The 18,811-nt window shown below is 69.5% G+C and carries 13 protein-coding genes; 8 read left to right on the top strand and 5 right to left on the bottom strand.

The features are described from left to right. Window positions 1-25: 25 nt before the first annotated feature. On the bottom strand, window positions 26-1,489 hold the full coding sequence (locus ACTWQJ_RS13965; protein WP_443306955.1) for a site-2 protease family protein: 1,464 nt from the start codon (window positions 1,487-1,489) through the stop codon (window positions 26-28). 177 nt (window positions 1,490-1,666) lie between these two features. Between ACTWQJ_RS13965 and ACTWQJ_RS13960 the strand changes: the two genes are divergently transcribed. Next, window positions 1,667-2,653: a RecB family exonuclease gene (locus ACTWQJ_RS13960; RefSeq protein WP_443306954.1), complete on the top strand. Its 987-nt coding sequence runs from the start codon at window positions 1,667-1,669 to the stop codon at window positions 2,651-2,653. A gap of 14 nt (window positions 2,654-2,667) precedes the next feature. After that, on the top strand, window positions 2,668-3,339 hold the full coding sequence (locus ACTWQJ_RS13955) for a response regulator (RefSeq protein WP_129796974.1): 672 nt from the start codon (window positions 2,668-2,670) through the stop codon (window positions 3,337-3,339). 75 nt (window positions 3,340-3,414) lie between these two features. Here the strand turns inward: ACTWQJ_RS13955 and ACTWQJ_RS13950 are convergent, their stop codons facing one another. The 4 genes from ACTWQJ_RS13950 to metH all read right to left on the bottom strand — a co-directional run bounded on the left by ACTWQJ_RS13950 (window position 3,415) and on the right by metH (window position 11,410). After that, on the bottom strand, window positions 3,415-4,995 hold the full coding sequence (locus tag ACTWQJ_RS13950; protein ID WP_443306953.1) for an ABC transporter substrate-binding protein: 1,581 nt from the start codon (window positions 4,993-4,995) through the stop codon (window positions 3,415-3,417). A 72-nt stretch (window positions 4,996-5,067) separates the two neighbouring features. Continuing rightward, complete coding sequence (locus ACTWQJ_RS13945; RefSeq protein WP_443306952.1) at window positions 5,068-6,672, bottom strand: ABC transporter substrate-binding protein; 1,605 nt, start codon at window positions 6,670-6,672, stop codon at window positions 5,068-5,070. Between the two features lie 422 nt (window positions 6,673-7,094). Beyond that, entirely contained in the window at window positions 7,095-7,796 is a 702-nt protein-coding gene (locus tag ACTWQJ_RS13940; RefSeq protein WP_443306951.1) for an HAD family hydrolase, read from the bottom strand. Between the two features lie 86 nt (window positions 7,797-7,882). Continuing rightward, complete coding sequence (gene metH / locus ACTWQJ_RS13935; protein WP_443306950.1) at window positions 7,883-11,410, bottom strand: methionine synthase; 3,528 nt, start codon at window positions 11,408-11,410, stop codon at window positions 7,883-7,885. A 325-nt stretch (window positions 11,411-11,735) separates the two neighbouring features. Here metH and ACTWQJ_RS13930 point away from each other — a divergent pair, with 325 nt between their 5' ends. From ACTWQJ_RS13930 to ACTWQJ_RS13905, 6 genes are all read left to right on the top strand, one after another. Continuing rightward, window positions 11,736-12,500 carry an IclR family transcriptional regulator gene (locus ACTWQJ_RS13930; protein WP_443306949.1) on the top strand — a complete coding sequence of 255 codons (765 nt, stop codon included), beginning with the start codon at window positions 11,736-11,738 and terminating at the stop codon, window positions 12,498-12,500. Window positions 12,501-12,840: 340 nt separating this feature from the next. After that, entirely contained in the window at window positions 12,841-13,635 is a 795-nt protein-coding gene (locus ACTWQJ_RS13925) for an MIP/aquaporin family protein (protein ID WP_443306948.1), read from the top strand. A gap of 81 nt (window positions 13,636-13,716) precedes the next feature. Further along, entirely contained in the window at window positions 13,717-15,258 is a 1,542-nt protein-coding gene (gene glpK, locus ACTWQJ_RS13920; RefSeq protein WP_443306947.1) for a glycerol kinase GlpK, read from the top strand. A gap of 49 nt (window positions 15,259-15,307) precedes the next feature. Beyond that, a complete protein-coding gene (locus ACTWQJ_RS13915) occupies window positions 15,308-16,924 on the top strand; it encodes an FAD-dependent oxidoreductase (RefSeq protein ID WP_443306946.1) in 1,617 nt (538 codons plus the stop codon). A gap of 123 nt (window positions 16,925-17,047) precedes the next feature. Further along, window positions 17,048-17,719: a FadR/GntR family transcriptional regulator gene (locus ACTWQJ_RS13910; RefSeq protein WP_443306945.1), complete on the top strand. Its 672-nt coding sequence runs from the start codon at window positions 17,048-17,050 to the stop codon at window positions 17,717-17,719. Between the two features lie 166 nt (window positions 17,720-17,885). Beyond that, window positions 17,886-18,811: PAC2 family protein (locus ACTWQJ_RS13905; RefSeq protein WP_443306944.1), on the top strand; the 926-nt coding region annotated here is incomplete at its 3' end.

The raw sequence follows: 18,811 nt of genomic DNA, 5'->3' as shown, positions 1-18,811 counted from the left end.
GGCGCCGACCACGGGCCGCCGGGTGCTACGAGGGCCTGGCCATGGCCTTGACGAAGGCGCGCTCGACGTCGGCGGCGGACAGGACGCCGTAGATTTCGCCGGTCTCCTCGACGACCAGGTACTCGGTGGCGGGGGTGGCGCGCAGTACCTCCAGGAGGTCTTCGCCGGCCAACTCGGCGGAGACGCGCATGCCGTCGGTGAGCTCCTGGGCGAGGCCGCTGACGGCGACCCAGGGGCGGCGGTGTTCGGGTACGCCGACGATGGCGGCTTCGCGGACGAGTGAGATGGGGTTGCCGTCGGCGTCGACGACGACGAGTGCGCGGGCGCCGGCGGCGTTGGCGCGGCGCAGGGCCTCCGAGAGCGGTGTGTCGGACTCGACGGGCACCGCGCGGCGGGTGAGGGTGCGGGCGCGTAGTTCCGGGAGGTGTTCGCGCAGGCGGGCGACGCGCAGGCTGTTGCCGGCGCCGGTCCAGATGATGGCGGCGAGGATCGCGGCGAGCAGGGCGTCCATGACGGTGTCCATGCCGACGTTGTCGACCGCTTCGGTGCCGAGGGCGCCGGACTGGGTGAGCAGCGGGAGGCCGATCAGGACGGCGACGGCGAGGGCGCGGCCGACCCAGGCGGCGGCGATGGTGCCGCTCATCGGCTTGCCGGTGATCTTCCAGACGACGGCGCGGAGCATGCGGCCGCCGTCGAGGGGCAGGCCGGGCAGGAGGTTGAAGGCGGCGACGATCAGGTTGGAGATCATCAGGCCGGCCAGGAGGACGCCGGGGACCGTGCCGGGCTCGACGGGCTGCAGGGCGAGGTAGAAGAGGCCGGCGAGGACGAGGGAGAGCAGGGGGCCGACGAAGGCGAGCACGAATTCCCGGCCGGGGGTCTCGGCTTCCTTCTCGATCTCGGAGACGCCGCCGAAGAACTGGAGCTGGATGCGGCGGACCGGGAGCTTGAAGCGGAGGGCGGCGACGGTGTGGGCGAGTTCGTGCACGAGCACGGAGGCGTAGAAGGCGACCGCGAAGAAGAGAGAGACCAGATAGCGGGCCGCGCCGAGCTCGGGCAGTACACGCTCCAGTTGCCCGCCGAACACCCAGGTGATCAGGGCGGCGACCAGGAACCAGCTCGGGGCGACGTACACGGGCACACCGAACGGCCGCCCCATCAGCAGCCCGCCTCTGGGCTCCGGACGCTGTGGGGCGGGGCCCTTCTCGGGGCCGGTGCCGGTGTGGGCGAGGTGGCGGTGGGCGGGGGGAGAGGTGGGTGCCGGGTCGTCGTCGGCGAGGCGGGCCGAGTCGGGGTCGGTGTCGGCGGGGTCGGTTTCCGCGCGCTCCGCCGGGGGCGTCTCGGCTGCGGGCGGTTCGGTGGGCGCGTCGGGTGCCCGCCGGGGCGCGTCGGGGTGTGTGGGGTCGGTGGTCGGGGCCGTACGGTCCGTTTGCTGTTCGGCCGTTTCGTCGGTGCCCGACCGCGGCTGCCCGCTCCCGCCGCTCTCGTCCACGGTGTCCCCTCGTTTTGAAGCGTCTCCCGCTCCTGCCGGGCGGAAGGGTCTCGGGTCGATGGTATGCGGCCGTCGGGATGCGTTCCGCCCCGGCACCCCCTCTGTTTCCCTTGCCGTGGCAGGGGTTGCGGCCGCAGGGTGCGTCACTGTCAGTGGCGGGCCGTATGGTCTGTGGGTATGGACACCAGCACCGAGGGCGCGGCGGAGGCCCACAGCGACGGCACGGCCGGGACCCAGACGGATCTGTCGGTCATGGCCGAGGGTACGGCGGCAACGGCAGCGACGGCCACGGCTGTCGCCACCGAGCCCGTCGTCATACCGCCGACCTCGCTCTCGCCCTCGCGTGCCGGCGACTTCATGCAGTGTCCCCTGCTGTACCGGTTCCGGGTGATCGACCGGCTGCCGGAGAAGCCCAGCGAGGCGGCGACCAGAGGCACCTTGGTGCATGCGGTCCTGGAGCGGCTCTTCGATGCCCCGGCACAGGAGCGCACCGCGCCCCGGGCCAAGTCGCTGGTCCCCGGCCAGTGGCAGCGGTTGCGGGAGACCAGGCCGGAGGTCGAGGAGCTGTTCGCCGACGACCCGGACGGGGAGCGGCTGGCGCGCTGGCTTGGTGAGGCGGAGCAGTTGGTGGAGCGCTGGTTCACGCTGGAGGATCCGAGCAGGCTGGAGCCGGCCGAGCGTGAGCTGTTCGTGGAGGCGGAGCTGGAGTCGGGGCTGCGACTGCGCGGGATCATCGATCGGGTGGATGTGGCGCCGACCGGTGAGGTGCGGATCGTCGACTACAAGACGGGCAAGGCGCCCCGGCCCGAATACGCCGAGGGTGCGCTGTTCCAGATGAAGTTCTACGCCCTAGTGGTCTGGCGGCTGAAGAAGGTCGTCCCGCGGCGGCTGCAGCTCGTCTATCTCGGCAGCGGTGACGTTCTGACGTACGATCCGGTCCTCGCCGACCTGGAGCGGGTGGAGCGCAAGCTGCTGGCGCTGTGGGAGGCGATCCGGCGGGCCACCGAGACGGGCGATTGGCGGCCGCGGCCGACGAAGCTGTGCGGCTGGTGCGATCACCAGGCGGTGTGCCCGGAGTTCGGCGGCACTCCCCCGCCGTATCCGCTGCCCGTGAGGGGGGTCGGGTCGGGGGATTCGGAGCAGGGCAGAATGGGGCCGGACTAGCGAAGGAGACTTACGTGGCCATCCGTGTCCTACTGGTCGACGACCAGCCGCTGCTGCGTACGGGCTTCCGGATGATCCTGGAGGCCGAGCAGGACATCGCGGTCGTCGGCGAGGCCGGAGACGGCCTCCAGGCACTCGACCAGGTGCGGGCTCTGCAGCCCGATGTGGTGCTGATGGACATCCGCATGCCGCGGATGGACGGCGTGGAGGCGACCCGGCAGATCACCGGCCCGGGGCGGGACGGCCCGGCGAAGGTGCTGGTGCTGACCACGTTCGACCTCGACGAGTATGTGGTGGAGGCCCTCAAGGCGGGCGCCAGCGGTTTCCTCCTGAAGGACGCCCCCGCCAACGAACTGGTGCAGGCGATCCGGGTCGTGGCAGCCGGCGAGGCGATGCTCGCGCCGAGCATCACACGGCGGCTCCTCGACAAGTACGCCACGCATCTGCCGTCCGGTGACGAGCCCGTCCCCGACACGCTGAACACCCTCACCGAGCGCGAGGTGGAGGTTCTGAAGCTGGTGGCGCGCGGCCTGTCGAACGCGGAGATCGCCGCCGATCTGTTCGTCAGCGAGACCACGGTCAAGACGCATGTGGGCCATGTGCTGACCAAGCTGGGGCTGCGGGACCGGGTGCAGGCCGCGGTGTACGCGTACGAGAGCGGTCTGGTGCGCCCCGGCGCGCAGTGACACCCCACCTGCGGCCGTACGACGCCGAGGGCGCCCCCTTCCGAGGAAGCGGGCGCCCTGACGCGTGTCGGCTGCTCAGCCCTTGCTGATCTCCCAGAACCGGAACACGGTCGAGGCGTCGAGGCAGTACTCCAGGCCGTAGACGGCCTCGCGGACCACCGCGTACTGCTTGGCCTGCCAGACCGGCAGGACGGGGAGTTCCTCGGCGACGATGTCCTGCAACTCCCCGAACTCCTCGTCGGTTCCCGCGCGGTCGCTCTCGGCGGCGGTGCTGGGGATGAGGGTCCCGGTGATCTCGCTGTTGGTGTAGTTGTTGCCCAGGACGTTGCCCTCGCCGAAGAACGGGGCGGTGAAGTTGTCGGCGTCCGGATAGTCGGGCACCCAGCCCTTGACATACACGCCGTACTTGCCGTCGGCGATGTCCTTCTCGTACTGGTCGAAGGCGACGGACTGCACGTCGGCGGTGAACAGGCCGCTGGCGTTGAGCTGTGCCGCGATCGCCGCCAACTCCTGGTCGGTGGCGGGGCCGTAGCGGGAGGGGGTCGACCAGAGGGTGAGCTTCACCTTGCCGGTGATGCCTTCGGCGCGCAGCGCGGCCGCGGCCTTGGCCTTGGAGGGGCGGGCGCCGTAGGTGTCGAAGAAGGCCGTGTTGTGGCCCGCGATACCGGCCGGGATGATCGAGTACAGCGGGGTCGCGGTGCCCTGGTAGACGTCCTCGATGAGGGCCTCGCGGTCGATCAGGTGGGCGATGGCCTTGCGGACCCCGGGCTGTCCGGCTACGGGGTCGTCCATGTTGAAGACCAGGTGCTGGACTTCGGCGCTGCTGCCCTCGACGACCTTGACCCCGGCGTCGTCGTCGGCGTTCTCGATGTCGGCGATGTCGCCGGCGCTCAGGCCTCGGTAGGCGATGTCGATCTCGCTGTCGAGGAGCGCCTCCTTCAGGGCGCTCTGGTCGCCGTGGAAGAACTTCAGGGTGACGCCGCTGTTCTGGACCTCGGCGGTGCCCTTGTAGTTCTCGTTGACCGAGAACACGGCCTCGTCGTCGCTGAACGAGTCGAGCTTGTACGGGCCGGAGCCGACCGCCTCGCCGTCCTTGCGCAGCCCGTTCGCGTCGTACTGCCGGTGGTTGACGATGGAGCCGGCACCGGAGGCGATCTTGCTGGGGAAGGTGGCGTCGGCGACCTTCAGGTTGAACACGACGGTCTTCTCGTCCGGCGTCCGGACCGAGTCGAGCATGGGGAACATGACGGCCGGACCGGCCTCGTCGTTGATCTTCAGCATGCGGTCGAAGGAGAACTTGACGTCCTTCGAGGTGAGGGGGTCACCGTTGCTGAACTTCAGACCGTCCTTCAGCGTGCACTTGTAGACCTTGGTCGAGGTGTCCGTGAAGGTGCACCCGCGGGCCGCCTCCGGCTGCGGTTCGGTGCCGCCCTTGGGGAAGCTCAGCAGGGACTGGAAGACGTTGTTGAACAACAGCCACGAGCCGGGGTCGTAGCCGGACGCGGGGTCCGTGGAGAGGACGTCGTCGGACATCCCCATGACCACGTTGGAGCCGTTCTCCCCGGAGTCGCCGGTCTCGGATCCGCATCCGGTCAGCAGACCGGAGGCCAGCCCGGCCACGATCGGCAGAACCGGCCACTGGTTGCGTATGTTCACTGCGTGTGCCTTACGTCGTTCTCGAAGGTCCCGGGCCGCCGTCCAGGACCCGGGCACGGAAAGGGGGGTGGGTCAGCCGCTCACACCGCGGCCGAGCTCCCACAGCTGGAGGGTCGAGGAGGAGTTGAGAGCGTACGCGACGCCCGTGACGTCGTCGCGCGCGGCCACGTACTGCTTGCCCTGCCACAGCGGCAGCACGGGTACGTCCTCGGCCACGATGTCCTGGATCCGGTTGAGGCTGTCGGCGGCACCCAGCCGGTTGGCCTCACGACGGGACTCCGGGATCAGGGAGTTGCGGATCTCGCTGTTGGCGTACGGCGACTTGAGGAAGTTGTCCTTGTCCAGGAACGGGGCGACGAAGCTGTCGGCGTCGGGGAAGTCGGGGAACCAGCCCATGCCGAACACGTCGTACTCGCCGTTGCGTTCGGCGGGTACGAAGGTGTCCCAGGGTGCGCCCTCGATGCTGACGTCGAACAGGCCGCTGTCGTTGAGCTGCTGCTGCAGCTGCTCGAACTCCTGCTTCGTGGCGGTGCCGTAGTGGTCGGTCGTGTAGTGCAGCGTCAGCTCGACCGGGGTGGTGATGTCGGCGGCGGTCAGCAGGGCCTTGGCCTTGGTGACGCTGGGGTCGCCGTACTTGTTGAAGAAGGCGTTGGAATGGCCGGTGATGGAGGCCGGGACCAGTGAGTACAGCGGTTCGGCCTGGGAGCCGTAGACCTTGGAGATCAGTTCGCTGCGGTTCACGATCTGGGCCATGGCCTGCCGTACGGCCTTGTCCTTCACCGTCGGGGCGTCGGTGTTGAAGGCCAGGTAGCGGATCTCCAGGCCGGGCATCTCCACGAGGTCGACGTCGCCGTCGGAGGCGGCGGAGAGCTTGTCGATCTGCTCGGGCGTCATGGAGCGCGTCATCATGTCGATGTCGCCCTTGTCGAGGGCGTCGCCCATGGCGTCGGCGTCCTTGTAGGAGACCATGCCGACCTCCTCGTTGTTCACCGTCAACGCCCCCTTGTAGTGGGGGTTCTTGGTGAACACGGCCCGGACGAGTTCGTCGTTCTTCTCCTCGGCCTCAAGGGTGTAGGGGCCGGAGCCGTCGATCTGGAAACCCTCGCGCAGCTTGTTCTTCTCGTAGTTGTCGGGGTTCACGATGCCCGCGACCGGAGTCGACAGCTTGTACGGGAAGGTGGCGTCCGCGGTCTTGAGGTGGAAGATGACTTCGTTGTCGCCCTGTGTCTCGACGGTGTCGACGGTGGACAGCAGCGCGAAGACGCCACTGTCGGCCTTGATGGCGCGGGCCCGGTCGATGGAGAACTTCACGTCGGCCGCGGTGATGGGGTCGCCGTTGGAGAACTTCAGGTCGGCGCGCAGCTTGCAGGCGTAACGCTCGTTGCCGGTGTCGGTGAAGCCGCAGTTCTGGGCGGCCTCGGGGACGGGTTCGCCGTCGCCGCGCGGCTGGACCATCAGGGTCTGCACGGTCTGCCGCAGCACGTTCCAGGTGCCGACGTCGTAGGCGTACGCCGGGTCGAGGGGCGCGGGGGCGTCCTTGGTGGCGATGAACCGGTCCGTGGTGCCGACGACGATCGCATCGCCGCCGTCGCTCCCGCTGTCCGACCCGCCACAGGCGGCGAGCGCGGGCGCAAGCAGGCCGACCACAGCCGGCAGCACCAAAGTCTTGCGGTTCATGCTCGAGTTTCTCCAGAGCTGTCAAGTCCGTGTATCCGGCATGCAGGGGTGGCGCAGCGGAGCACGGGAGCGGGGGGCGAGGTTCTCGCGACGAGATTAATGCGCACCCGCTCCGGGGTTCGCAGCGACGGGAGTTGAGCGCCCATCACGCTGCGAAACCGGGCGCGGACACACTGAAAACCCGACAGCGGAAGGATTAGTGCAGCGTTCCATGAATCGGGACACAAGGGCGGGGCGACCGCCCTGTATTGGGGCCGTGAGACACACGGGCAGGCCCCTGTCGACCCCTCAAGTAGTGGCGAACATCACACTTTCGCACAGGGTTCAACAGGACCGGAATTCGGCCATCCGGGAGTTCGAATTCTTTCGCAAGTGCACCCGGTGAATTGCTGTTCCGTCGAAGCAGTACGGTGGGTGAACACCTAGCGCATTTCCGTCATCAGGCCGCGCAGAAATGCCAGGTCCACCTGTTCGAGAGAGTCCACCACGGTACGCCGGGCAGCCGGGGCGATCGGGGCCACCGACGGTACGGCCACCACCGGGCAGCCCGCGGCCTCGGCGGCCGCCACACCGGTCGCGGTGTCCTCGACGACCGCGCATCTGGCCGGTTCCGCGCCGAGTCCCGCGGCGGCGAGCAGATACGGGTCGGGGTGCGGCTTGGTGCGCGCGACCTCGTCCCCGGCCACGGTCAGGGCGAAGTACTGGGGGCCGATCGAGCCCAGCACCCGGTCGATGATGCGCCGGTGCGAGGCCGAGACCAGCGCCGTCGGGATCTCGTGCGCGGCAAGTTCGGCCAGCAGCCGGGCTGCACCCGGCATCAGCGGCAGTGCGCGGTCGATACGGTCCTCGAACCCCTGGTTGAGCAGGACGGTGAGCTCGGCGAGGGTGATGTCGGCGCCGGTGGCCTCGATCAGGAACCCCGCGCTGCGGGTCATGGGACCGCCGACCACGACATGGCGCCAGGAATCGTCGAGGGTGTGACCGAGGCCTGCGAAGACCTCGACCTCGACGTCCCACCAGAAGCCCTCGGTGTCCACCAGGGTGCCGTCCATGTCGAGGAGCACGGCCTGCAGGGCGGAGCCCTCCGCCGTACGGGTGCCGAGTGCGGGGACCGTCGTCGTCATCCGGTGGTACCTCCTGAGGGACTAGCAGGCCGGTTCCCTGACGGGAACCGGCCTGCTGTGGACCGACCAGTGTACGACGTATCCGATCAGCGTGCGTTGAAGTACTTCGCCTCGGGGTGGTGGATCACGATGGCGTCCGTGGACTGCTCGGGGTGCAGCTGGAACTCCTCGGACAGCCGGACCCCGATCCGCTCCGGCTCGAGCAGGTCGGCGATCTTCGCCCGGTCCTCCAGGTCCGGGCAGGCGCCGTAGCCGAGCGAGAAACGCGCTCCCCGGTACTTCAGCGCGAACATGTCCTCGATGTCGGCCGGGTCCTCCCCGGCGAAGCCCAGCTCGGCCCGCACACGCGCGTGCCAGTACTCGGCGAGGGCCTCGGCCAACTGCACGGACAGGCCGTGGAGTTCGAGGTAGTCGCGGTAGGAGTCGGACTCGAACAGCCGGGCCGTCTCCTCCCCGATCCGCGAGCCCACCGTGACGACCTGGAGCCCGACCACATCCGTCTCGCCGGCCTCTTCCGGGCGGAAGAAGTCGGCCAGGCACAGCCGGCGGCCGCGGCGCTGGCGCGGGAAGGTGAACCGGGTGCGCTCGTTGCCCGCGTCGTCCAGGATGATCAGGTCGTCGTCCTTGGACACGCACGGGAAGTAGCCGTACACCACGGCCGCCTCGAGCAGGTTCTCGGTCTGGAGGCGGTCCAGCAGGCCGCGCAGCCGGGGCCGGCCCTCGCTCTCGACGAGTTCCTCGTAGGAGGGGCCCTCACCGGTGCGGGCCTGCTTCAGCCCCCACTGGCCCTTGAACAGGGCACCCTCGTCCAGCCAGGACGCGTACTCCTTGAGCTGGATGCCCTTGACGACGCGGGTGCCCCAGAACGGCGGCGTCGGGACGGGGTTGTCGGTGGCGACGTCGGAGCGGACGTGCCCCTCCTCCGGACGCTCCTCGACAACGGCGGTGGCGGCGGCCCGCACCCGGCGCTGCCTGAGCTCCGGCAGCTTCGCGCCGGGCACGCCCCGCTTGACGCCGATGAGGGCGTCCATCAGGCGCAGGCCCTCGAAGGCGTCCCGGGCGTAGCGGACCTCGCCCTCGTAGATCTCGTGCAGGTCCTGCTCGACGTAGGCGCGGGTGAGGGCGGCGCCGCCGAGGATGACCGGGTAGTCGGCGGCCAGGCCCCGGGCGTTGAGCTCCTCCAGGTTCTCCTTCATGATCACCGTGGACTTCACCAGCAGCCCGGACATGCCGATGACATCGGCCCTGTGCTCCTGGGCGGCGTCCAGGATCGCCGAGACCGGCTGCTTGATGCCCAGGTTGACCACGTTGTAGCCGTTGTTGGACAGGATGATGTCGACCAGGTTCTTGCCGATGTCGTGAACGTCGCCGCGCACGGTGGCCAGCACGATGGTGCCCTTGCCGTCCGCGTCGGTCTTCTCCATGTGCGGCTCGAGATGGGCGACGGCGGCCTTCATCACCTCGGCGGACTGCAGCACGAACGGCAACTGCATCTGCCCGGACCCGAACAGCTCACCGACCACCTTCATGCCGTCCAGCAGGGTGTCGTTGACGATGTCCAGGGCCGGCCGGTCCTGCAGGGCCTCGGCGAGGTCGGCCTCCAGGCCGTTGCGCTCGCCGTCGATGATGCGCCGCTTGAGGCGCTCCTCCAGCGGCAGCGCGGCCAGTTCCTCCGCCTTGCCCGCCTTCAGCGACTTGGCGGTGGCGCCCTCGAACAGCGCCATCAGCTTCTGCAGCGGGTCGTAGCCGTCACGGCGGCGGTCGTAGATCAGGTCGAGGGCGGTGGTGACCTGCTCGTCGTCGAAGCGGGCGATCGGCAGGATCTTCGACGCGTGCACGATCGCCGAGTCCAGGCCCGCCTTGACGCACTCGTCGAGGAAGACGGAGTTGAGCAGGATCCGGGCGGCCGGGTTCAGGCCGAAGGAGATGTTGGACAGGCCGAGCGTGGTCTGCACCTCGGGGTGACGGCGCTTCAGCTCGCGGATCGCCTCGATGGTGGCGATGCCGTCGCCCCGGGACTCCTCCTGCCCGGTGCAGATCGTGAAGGTCAGACAGTCGATGAGGATGTCCGACTCGTGGATGCCCCAGTTGCCGGTCAGATCGGCGATCAGACGCTCGGCGATCTCGACCTTCTTCTGAACGGTACGGGCCTGGCCCTCCTCGTCGATGGTCAGGGCGATCAGCGCGGCGCCGTGCTCCCGGGCCAGCTCCGTGACCTTCGCGAACCGCGACTCGGGCCCGTCACCGTCCTCGTAGTTCACCGAGTTGATGACCGCCCGGCCACCCAGCTTCTCCAGGCCCGCCCGGATCACGTCGACCTCGGTGGAGTCCAGCACGATCGGCAGCGTCGAGGCGGTCGCGAACCGGCCGGCCAGTTCCTCCATGTCGGCGACGCCGTCCCGGCCGACGTAGTCCACGCACAGGTCGAGCATGTGCGCGCCCTCACGGATCTGCTCCCGGGCCATCTCCACACAGTCGTCCCAGCGGCCCTCCAGCATCGCCTCACGGAACTTCTTGGACCCGTTGGCGTTCGTCCGCTCACCGATCGCCAGATACGAGGTGTCCTGACGGAACGGCACCGACTGGTACAGGGACGCGGCGCCCGGCTCCGGACGCGGACTGCGCTCGCTCGGCGTGGTGTCCCGGACCCGCTCCACGACCTGCCGCAGATGCTCCGGCGTCGTACCGCAGCAGCCGCCCACCAACGACAGCCCGTAGTCCCGGACGAAGTTCTCCTGCGCATCGGCAAGTTCCGGCGCGGTGAGCGGGTAGTGGGCGCCCTCGGCCGTCAGCACGGGCAGGCCGGCGTTCGGCATGCAGGACAGCGGGATGCGGGAGTGGCGGGCCAGGAAGCGCAGATGCTCGCTCATCTCGGCCGGGCCGGTCGCGCAGTTCAGGCCGATCATGTCGATGCCGAGCGGCTCCAGCGCGGTGAGCGCCGCGCCGATCTCGGAGCCGAGCAGCATGGTGCCGGTGGTCTCGACGGTGACCGAGACGATCAGCGGTACATCGTAGCCGGCCGTCCGCATCGCCCGGCGGGCGGCGACGACCGAGGCCTTGGTCTGGAGCAGGTCCTGCGTGGTCTCCACGAGCAGCGCGTCCGCGCCGCCCGCGAGGAGGCCCTCGGCGTTCTGCTGGTAGGCGTCGCGGATCGCGGCGAAGGTGGTGTGGCCGAGGGTGGGCAGCTTGGTGCCGGGGCCCATCGAGCCGAGCACCCAGCGCTGCTGCCCGGTGCGCTGCGCGAACTCGTCGGCGGTCTCACGGGCGATCCGGGCACCTGCCTCGGACAGCTCGTGGATGCGGTCGGCGATGTCGTACTCGCCGAGAGCGCTGAGGTTCGCGCCGAAGGTGTTGGTCTCCACACAGTCCACGCCCGCGGCGAAGTACTCGGCATGCACCGAGCGCACGATGTCCGGGCGGGTGACGTTCAGGACCTCGTTGCAGCCCTCGAGGTGCTGGAAGTCCTCGAGGGTGGGTTCCTGGGCCTGGAGCATGGTGCCCATCGCCCCGTCGGCTACCACCACTCGGGTGGCGAGCGCCTCGCGCAGGGCGGACACGCGGGTCCGGCTGTCGGTGGAACTGTCGGTGGAAGGGGTCTGCGGCAACGAGGCCATGTATGGGCTCCCTGGAGTGCGACGGCTGTCGGCTTTGCGCTTCCTGTCCCAAGCCCGCGCGGGCTTCCGGACGAGGGCGCACGCCGCCAGGGTAGCCGGGACCCGGGGCCTATGGTCAGGGGCGTCCACGAGACGGACCACGACGGCGGCCGGGTCACCGCCGGTGGACGTGTGACGCAACAACTGCCGACCGACCATTGGCGGCAGATCGGCATCGACAGGTAGTGTTCGGCATTGCCGAACACTGGACATAGTCGAACATCGGCGAACAGCGAGGCGGACGTCGTGGCTCGACGGTCGCACAGGGGACGGAGGCAGAACGGCGATGGCACGGAACATCCAGTCGCTCGAACGGGCGGCCGCGATGCTGCGCCTGCTCGCGGGCGGCGAGCGGCGGCTGGGTCTGTCCGACATCGCCTCGGCCCTCGGCCTCGCCAAGGGCACGGCCCACGGCATCCTGCGCACCCTCCAGCAGGAGGGCTTCGTCGAGCAGGACGACGCCTCCGGGCGCTACCAGCTGGGCGCCGAGCTGCTGCGCCTGGGCACCACGTACCTGGACGTGCACGAGCTGCGCGCGCGGGCCCTGGTGTGGACGGACGACCTGGCCCGCTCCAGCGGGGAGAGCGTCTATCTGGGGGTGCTGCACCAGCAGGGCGTGCTGATCGTGCACCACGTCTTCCGGCCCGACGACAGCCGGCAGGTGCTGGAGATCGGGGCCATGCAGCCGCTGCACTCCACGGCCCTGGGCAAGGTCCTGTCGGCGTACGACCCGGTCGCGCACAGCGAGGCACTGGAGAGCGACCGCAAGGCGTTCACCGACCGCACCGTGTGCGAACTGGACGGCTTCGAGCACATCCTCGACATCACACGCGCGCGCGGCTACGCGGCGGACGTCGAGGAGACCTGGGAGGGCGTCGCCTCCGTCGCCGCACCCATCCACGACCGGCGGCGCATGCCGGTCGGCGCGGTCGGCATCACGGGCGCCGTGGAGCGGCTGCGCCCGGACGGCGAGCTGCGCCCCGAGCTGATCGCGGCGGTACGGGACTGTGCCCGCGCGGTGTCGCGGGACCTGGGCGCCGGGCGGTTCTGACACATATATCCGAGCAAACCGGGGCGTCAGTACGGCGTTCCGGCTTTCGGCCTACCCTAAAAACGAACATATAGGGCACATTCCAACACATCCGCCCCAGAGGTCGACCAGCTCATAGCGATCAATAACGATCGCATTTTCGACAACAGAACTCTTGACGTGCGCGTAACGCCGAAGCAAGACTCCCGTCCATCGGTCGGCATTGTCGAACACCTAACGGCAATACGCGCTAGAGTGTGACAACGCCAAGGGCCGGTATCGCCCTCACTGCGAGGGCTCGCGGACCCCGGAAGGGACTCGGGGTTCGGCTTCCCCTGGACGAAGGACAAAGGAGTCGCGGGTGTCCAGCTCCGACATCTTCATCGGCGAGACCATCGGTACCGCCATACTCATCCTGCTCGGCGGTGGCGTCGTTGCCGCCGTCGTTCTCAAGGCCTCCAAGGCCCGCAACGCCGGCTGGCTCGCGATCACCTTCGGGTGGGGTTTCGCCGTGCTGACGGCCGTCTACGTCTCGGCGCCGCTGTCCGGCGCCCACCTCAACCCGGCGGTCACGCTCGGTATCGCGATCAAGGACAGCGACTGGAGCAACCTCCCGGTCTACTGGGGCGGACAGCTGCTCGGCGCCATGATCGGCGCGACGCTGGTCTGGCTCGCCTACTACGGCCAGTTCCACGCGCACCTCACCGACAAGGAGATCGTCGGCGGGCCGGGCGCGGAGACCACGCAGGCCAAGGCGGTCGAGGCGCGGGAGAAGGGCGCAGGACCGGTCCTGGGCATCTTCTCCACCGGCCCCGAGATCCGGAACGCTGTGATGAACCTCACGACGGAGATCATCGGCACGTTCGTGCTGGTCATCGCTGTCCTCACGCAGGGTCTCAACGACAACGGCAACGGCCTCGGCACCGTCGGCGGTCTGATGGTCGCCCTCGTCGTGGTCGGCATCGGCCTCTCGCTCGGCGGCCCGACCGGCTACGCCATCAACCCGGCCCGTGACCTCGGTCCGCGTATCGTGCACGCCCTTCTGCCCCTGCCCAACAAGGGCGGTTCGGACTGGTCCTACGCATGGGTTCCGGTGGTCGGTCCGCTGATCGGCGCCGCCATCGCGGCGGGCATCTACAACGTCGCTTTTGCTTAGAACCGGGTCCGTCCGCTCTCGCAGCCGCAAGCATGACGCCGTAACCCGAGCCCCAGCCCCAAGGACTTCCAGGAGCACACAGTGACCGACGCACACACCGCCGGCCCGTTCATCGCCGCCATCGACCAGGGGACCACCTCGTCCCGCTGCATCATCTTCGACCGTGACGGCCGGATCGTCTCCGTCGACCAGAAGGAGCACGAGCAGATCTTCCCGAAGCCGGGCTGGGTCGAGCACAACGCAACCGAGATCTGGACCAACGTCCAGGAGGTCGTCGTCGGCGCCGTCGAGAAGGCCGGCATCACCCGCGACGACATCAAGGCCATCGGCATCACCAACCAGCGCGAGACCACCGTGCTGTGGGACAAGAACACCGGTGAGCCCGTCCACAACGCCATCGTCTGGCAGGACACCCGCACCGACGCCCTGTGCCGGGAACTCGGCCGCAACGTCGGCCAGGACCGCTTCCGCCGGGAGACCGGCCTTCCCCTCGCCTCCTACTTCTCCGGCCCCAAGGCCCGCTGGCTGCTCGACAACGTCGAGGGCCTGCGTGAGCGTGCCGAAGCCGGTGACATCCTCTTCGGCACCATGGACACCTGGGTCATCTGGAACCTGACCGGCGGTGTCAACGGCGGCCACCACGTCACCGACGTCACCAACGCCTCCCGCACCCTTCTCATGAACCTGCACACCATGCAGTGGGACGAGAAGATCTGCGAGTCGATCAGCGTACCGCTGCAGATCCTCCCCGAGATCCGCTCGTCCGCCGAGGTCTACGGCGAGATCACCGGCGGCAAGCTGGGCGACCTGCTCGGCGGCATCCCGGTCGCCTCCGCGCTCGGTGACCAGCAGGCGGCCCTGTTCGGCCAGACCTGCTTCGCCGAGGGCGAGACCAAGTCGACGTACGGCACCGGCACCTTCATGGTGATGAACACCGGCGACAAGATCATCAACTCCTACAGCGGGCTGCTGACCACCGTCGGCTACCAGATCGGCGGCGAGCAGCCGGTCTACGCCCTGGAGGGCTCGATCGCCGTCACCGGTGCGCTGGTGCAGTGGATGCGCGACCAGATGGGCCTGATCTCCACCGCCGCCGAGATCGAGACGCTCGCGCTGTCGGTCGAGGACAACGGCGGCGCCTACTTCGTGCCGGCCTTCTCCGGTCTGTTCGCCCCGTACTGGCGCTCCGACGCCCGCGGTGTGATCGCCGGTCTGACCCGGTACGTCACCAAGGCGCACCTCGCGCGCGCCGTCCTGGAGGCCACCGCCTGGCAGACGCGGGAGATCGCCGACGCCATGACCAAGGACTCCGGCGTCGAGCTGGCGGCGCTCAAGGTCGACGGCGGCATGACGTCCAACAACCTGCTGATGCAGACGCTCGCCGACTTCGTGGACGCCCCCGTCGTGCGCCCGATGGTCGCCGAGACCACCTGCCTCGGCGCCGCCTACGCCGCCGGTCTCGCCGTCGGCTTCTGGAACAGCACCGACGACCTGCGTGCCAACTGGCGCCGGGCCGCCGAGTGGACCCCCCGCATGGACGCGGAGACCCGCGACCGTGAGTACAAGAGCTGGCTCAAGGCCGTCGAACGGACCATGGGCTGGCTCGACGAGGACGAGAGCTGACGAGAGCTCGGAAGAGCTCCACCTAGCTGACGAGGAGCAACAACCCACCATGACCAGCCAGTCCACCCTGCAGTCCGTGCCTGCCCTGGGGACACACCCGGCCTCCGGCTCCAACCCGAGCCGCGCCGAGACCCGGGAGCAGCTCTCCAAGGCGTCGTACGACCTTCTCGTGATCGGCGGCGGCATTCTGGGCATCTCCACCGCCTGGCATGCCGCGCAGTCCGGGCTCAGGGTGGCCCTGGTCGACGCCGGCGACTTCGCCGGTGCCACCTCCTCCGCCTCCTCCAAGCTGCTCCACGGCGGTCTGCGCTACCTGCAGACCGGCGCGGTGAAGCTGGTGGCGGAGAACCACTTCGAGCGCCGTGCGGTCTCCCGCCAGGTGGCCCCCCACCTGGCGAACCCGCTCACCTTCTACCTCCCCGTGTACAAGGGCGGCCCGCACGGCGCCGCGAAGCTGGGGGCCGGTGTCTTCGCCTACTCGATGCTGTCGGCCTTCGGCGACGGCGTCGGCCACCTGCTCTCCCCCGCCAAGGCCCAGGCGGACGTGCCCGAGCTGCGCACCGAGGGCCTCAAGGCCGTGGCCGTGTACGGCGACGACCAGATGAACGACGCGCGGATGGCCCTGATGACGGTCCGCGCGGCCGTCGAGTCGGGCGCGGTCGTGCTCAACCACGCCGAGGTGACCGGACTGCGCTTCACCAACGGCCGGGTGACCGGCGCCGAGCTCAAGGACCGCCTGTCCGGTGACGAGTTCGGGGTGAGCGCCCGCCTTGTACTGAACGCCACCGGCCCGTGGGTCGACCACCTGCGCCGTATGGAGGACCCGAATGCCGCCCCGTCGATCCGCCTGTCGAAGGGCGCACATCTGGTCCTGAAGCGCACCTCCCCCTGGAAGGCCGCGCTCGCCACCCCGATCGACAAGTACCGCATCACCTTCGCCCTTCCCTGGGAGGACATGCTGCTGCTCGGCACGACCGACGAGGTGTACGAGGGCGACCCGGCCGATGTCTCGGTCAACGACAAGGACATAGCCCAGATCCTGGACGAGGCCGCGTTCTCCATCCGCGACCAGCAGCTCGACCGTGACCTGATCACCTACGCCTTCGCGGGTCTGCGGGTGCTGCCGGGCGGCCCCGGCGACACCGCCAAGGCCAAGCGCGAGACGGTGGTCACCGAGGGCCGCGGCGGGATGCTGTCCGTGGCGGGCGGCAAGTGGACGACCTTCCGCCACATCGGTCGGACGATCATGAAGAAGCTGGAGGCGCTGCCGGGCCGCCCGCTGGGCGAGGACTTCGAGCCGATCTCCACGCTGCCGAAGAAGCTGCCGCTGCCGGGTGTCGCCAACCCCCGCGCGGTCGCTCACCGGCTGCTGGTCGACCGCCCGGCGCCCGGCCCGCGCATGGCGGCCGACACCGCCAGGCATCTGGCCACGCACTACGGTTCGCTGGCCTTCGACATCGCCCGGCTCGCCAACGAGAACCCGGAGCTGGCCGAGCGGGTCCACCCCGACGCCCCGGAGATCTGGGCGCAGGTCGTCTGGGCCCGCGACCACGAGTGGGCCGAGACGCAGGACGACGTGCTGCGCCGCCGTACGACGCTGACGATCCGCGGCCTGGCCACGGACGAAGTCCGTACGAAGGTCCAGGACCTGCTCGACAAGAAGTAACGCCCGCACAGCGAAGGGGGCGGCTCCACGCCGACGGAGCCGCCCCCTTTCCCCGTCGATCGGCGGACGGCACCCCCATAATGTGCTGAGACATCGGAGGTCTGAGCTACAGGGAGGCCGGTCATGGCAGTGACTGACGAGGCGATCGAGAAGATCAAGGACATGATCGTCTCCGGTGCGCTGCGTCCCGGTGACCGGCTGCCCAAGGAGAGCGAACTCGCCGCCGGCCTGGGGCTGTCCCGCAACTCCCTGCGCGAGGCGGTACGCGCGCTGTCGCTGATCCGGATCCTGGACGTGCGGCAGGGCGACGGGACGTATGTGACGAGCCTGGATCCGCAACTGCTCCTGGAGGCCATGAGCTTCGTCGTCGACTTCCACCGCGACGACACGGTGCTGGAGTTCCTGGCCGTGCGCCGCATCCTGGAGCCGGCCGCCACGGCGATGGCGGCCGGCCGCATCGGCGAGCAGGAAGTCGACGCCCTCACGGCCCAGTTGGACGCCCTGGGCGGCGATCCCTCGGTGGAGGAACTCGTCGCCTGCGACCTGGAGTTCCACCGGAGCATCGTGCAGGCCTCCGGCAACTCGGTGCTGTGTTCCCTGCTCGAGGGCCTGTCCGGGCCGACCACCCGGGCTCGGATCTGGCGCGGCCTGACCCAGCAGGACGCGGTCAGCCGCACCCTGCACGAGCACCGTGCCATCCTCGCCGCCCTGCGCGACGGCGACGCGGAGGCGGCCCGCTCCTGGGCCACGGTGCACATCGCGAGCGTGGAGCAGTGGCTGCGCAGCACCCTGTGAGCCAGGTCCGCGGGCCGACGACAGCTCGGATGAATCGTGGGGTGTTCCGGAGTGGCGAACGGGGCAGTGATCCGTTCACTCCCCCGTGCAAGGGGGCTGCGGGCGCCCCCGCCGCACGCCGTAAGGTTGGGTCGTTAGGCGAGGGCACGTCGGAAGGAGGCACTGGGTGATCGAGCTCGAGGGGGTTCCCGAGCTGATCGACCCGGTCATGGTGGCCGCGTTCGAGGGCTGGAACGATGCCGGCGACGCCGCCTCCACCGCGGTCGCGCATCTCGAGAGGGAGTGGAAGGGCGAGGTCTTCGCGGCACTGGACGCGGAGGACTACTACGACTTCCAGGTGAACCGGCCCACGGTGTGGATGGACGCCGGCGTCCGCAAGATCACCTGGCCGACGACAAGGTTGTCGGTGGTCCGGGTCGGCGGCGACAAGCCGCGTGATCTGGTGCTGGTGCGCGGTATCGAACCGTCCATGCGCTGGCGCTCGTTCTGCAACGAGCTGCTCGGCTTCGCGCACGAGCTGGGCGTGGAGCTGGTGGTGATCCTGGGCGCCCTGCTCGGCGACACCCCGCACACCCGTCCGGTCCCGATCAGCGGGACCACGTCCGACGCGGACCTGGCCCGCCGGATGGACCTGGAGGAGACCAAGTACGAGGGCCCCACGGGCATCGTCGGCGTCCTGCAGGAGGCCTGCACGCATGCGGGTGTACCGGCGGTGTCGCTGTGGGCGGCGGTGCCGCACTACGTGTCGCAGCCGCCCAACCCGAAGGCGACGCTGGCCCTCCTCAACCGCCTGGAGGACCTGATCGGCGTGCACATCCCGCTGGGCGAGCTGCCCGAGGACGCTCGGGCCTGGCAGGTGGGGGTGGACCAGCTGGCCGCCGAGGACAGCGAGGTCGCGGAGTACGTCCAGACGCTGGAGGAGGCGCGGGACACCGCCGAGCTGCCGGAGGCGTCGGGCGAGGCGATCGCCCGCGAGTTCGAGCGGTACCTGCGGCGCCGGGACGGCGGCACCCCGCCCGGCGGACACGCCACGGCGGACGGCGGGGACAGCCCGCCGTATCTGCGGGACAACCCGGGCGGCCGGACCCGGCC

The sequence above is a fragment of the Streptomyces sp. KR55 genome (assembly GCF_052245645.1).
GTDB lineage: Bacteria > Actinomycetota > Actinomycetes > Streptomycetales > Streptomycetaceae > Streptomyces > Streptomyces flavusporus.
The sequence above is the reverse complement of the archived record's forward strand: the minus strand, read 5'-3'. Positions and strand labels throughout refer to the sequence as shown.

Bases quoted from the DNA above. Each gene is read 5' to 3' on its own strand.
- ACTWQJ_RS13960 (WP_443306954.1), top strand. From the start codon at position 1,667: ATGGACACCAGCACCGAGGGCGCGGCGGAGGCCCACAGCGACGGCACG.
- ACTWQJ_RS13945 (WP_443306952.1), bottom strand. From the start codon at position 6,672: ATGAACCGCAAGACTTTGGTGCTGCCGGCTGTGGTCGGCCTGCTTGCG.
- ACTWQJ_RS13940 (WP_443306951.1), bottom strand. From the start codon at position 7,796: ATGACGACGACGGTCCCCGCACTCGGCACCCGTACGGCGGAGGGCTCC.
- metH (WP_443306950.1), bottom strand. From the start codon at position 11,410: ATGGCCTCGTTGCCGCAGACCCCTTCCACCGACAGTTCCACCGACAGC.
- ACTWQJ_RS13930 (WP_443306949.1), top strand. From the start codon at position 11,736: ATGGCACGGAACATCCAGTCGCTCGAACGGGCGGCCGCGATGCTGCGC.
- ACTWQJ_RS13915 (WP_443306946.1), top strand. From the start codon at position 15,308: ATGACCAGCCAGTCCACCCTGCAGTCCGTGCCTGCCCTGGGGACACAC.
- ACTWQJ_RS13910 (WP_443306945.1), top strand. From the start codon at position 17,048: ATGGCAGTGACTGACGAGGCGATCGAGAAGATCAAGGACATGATCGTC.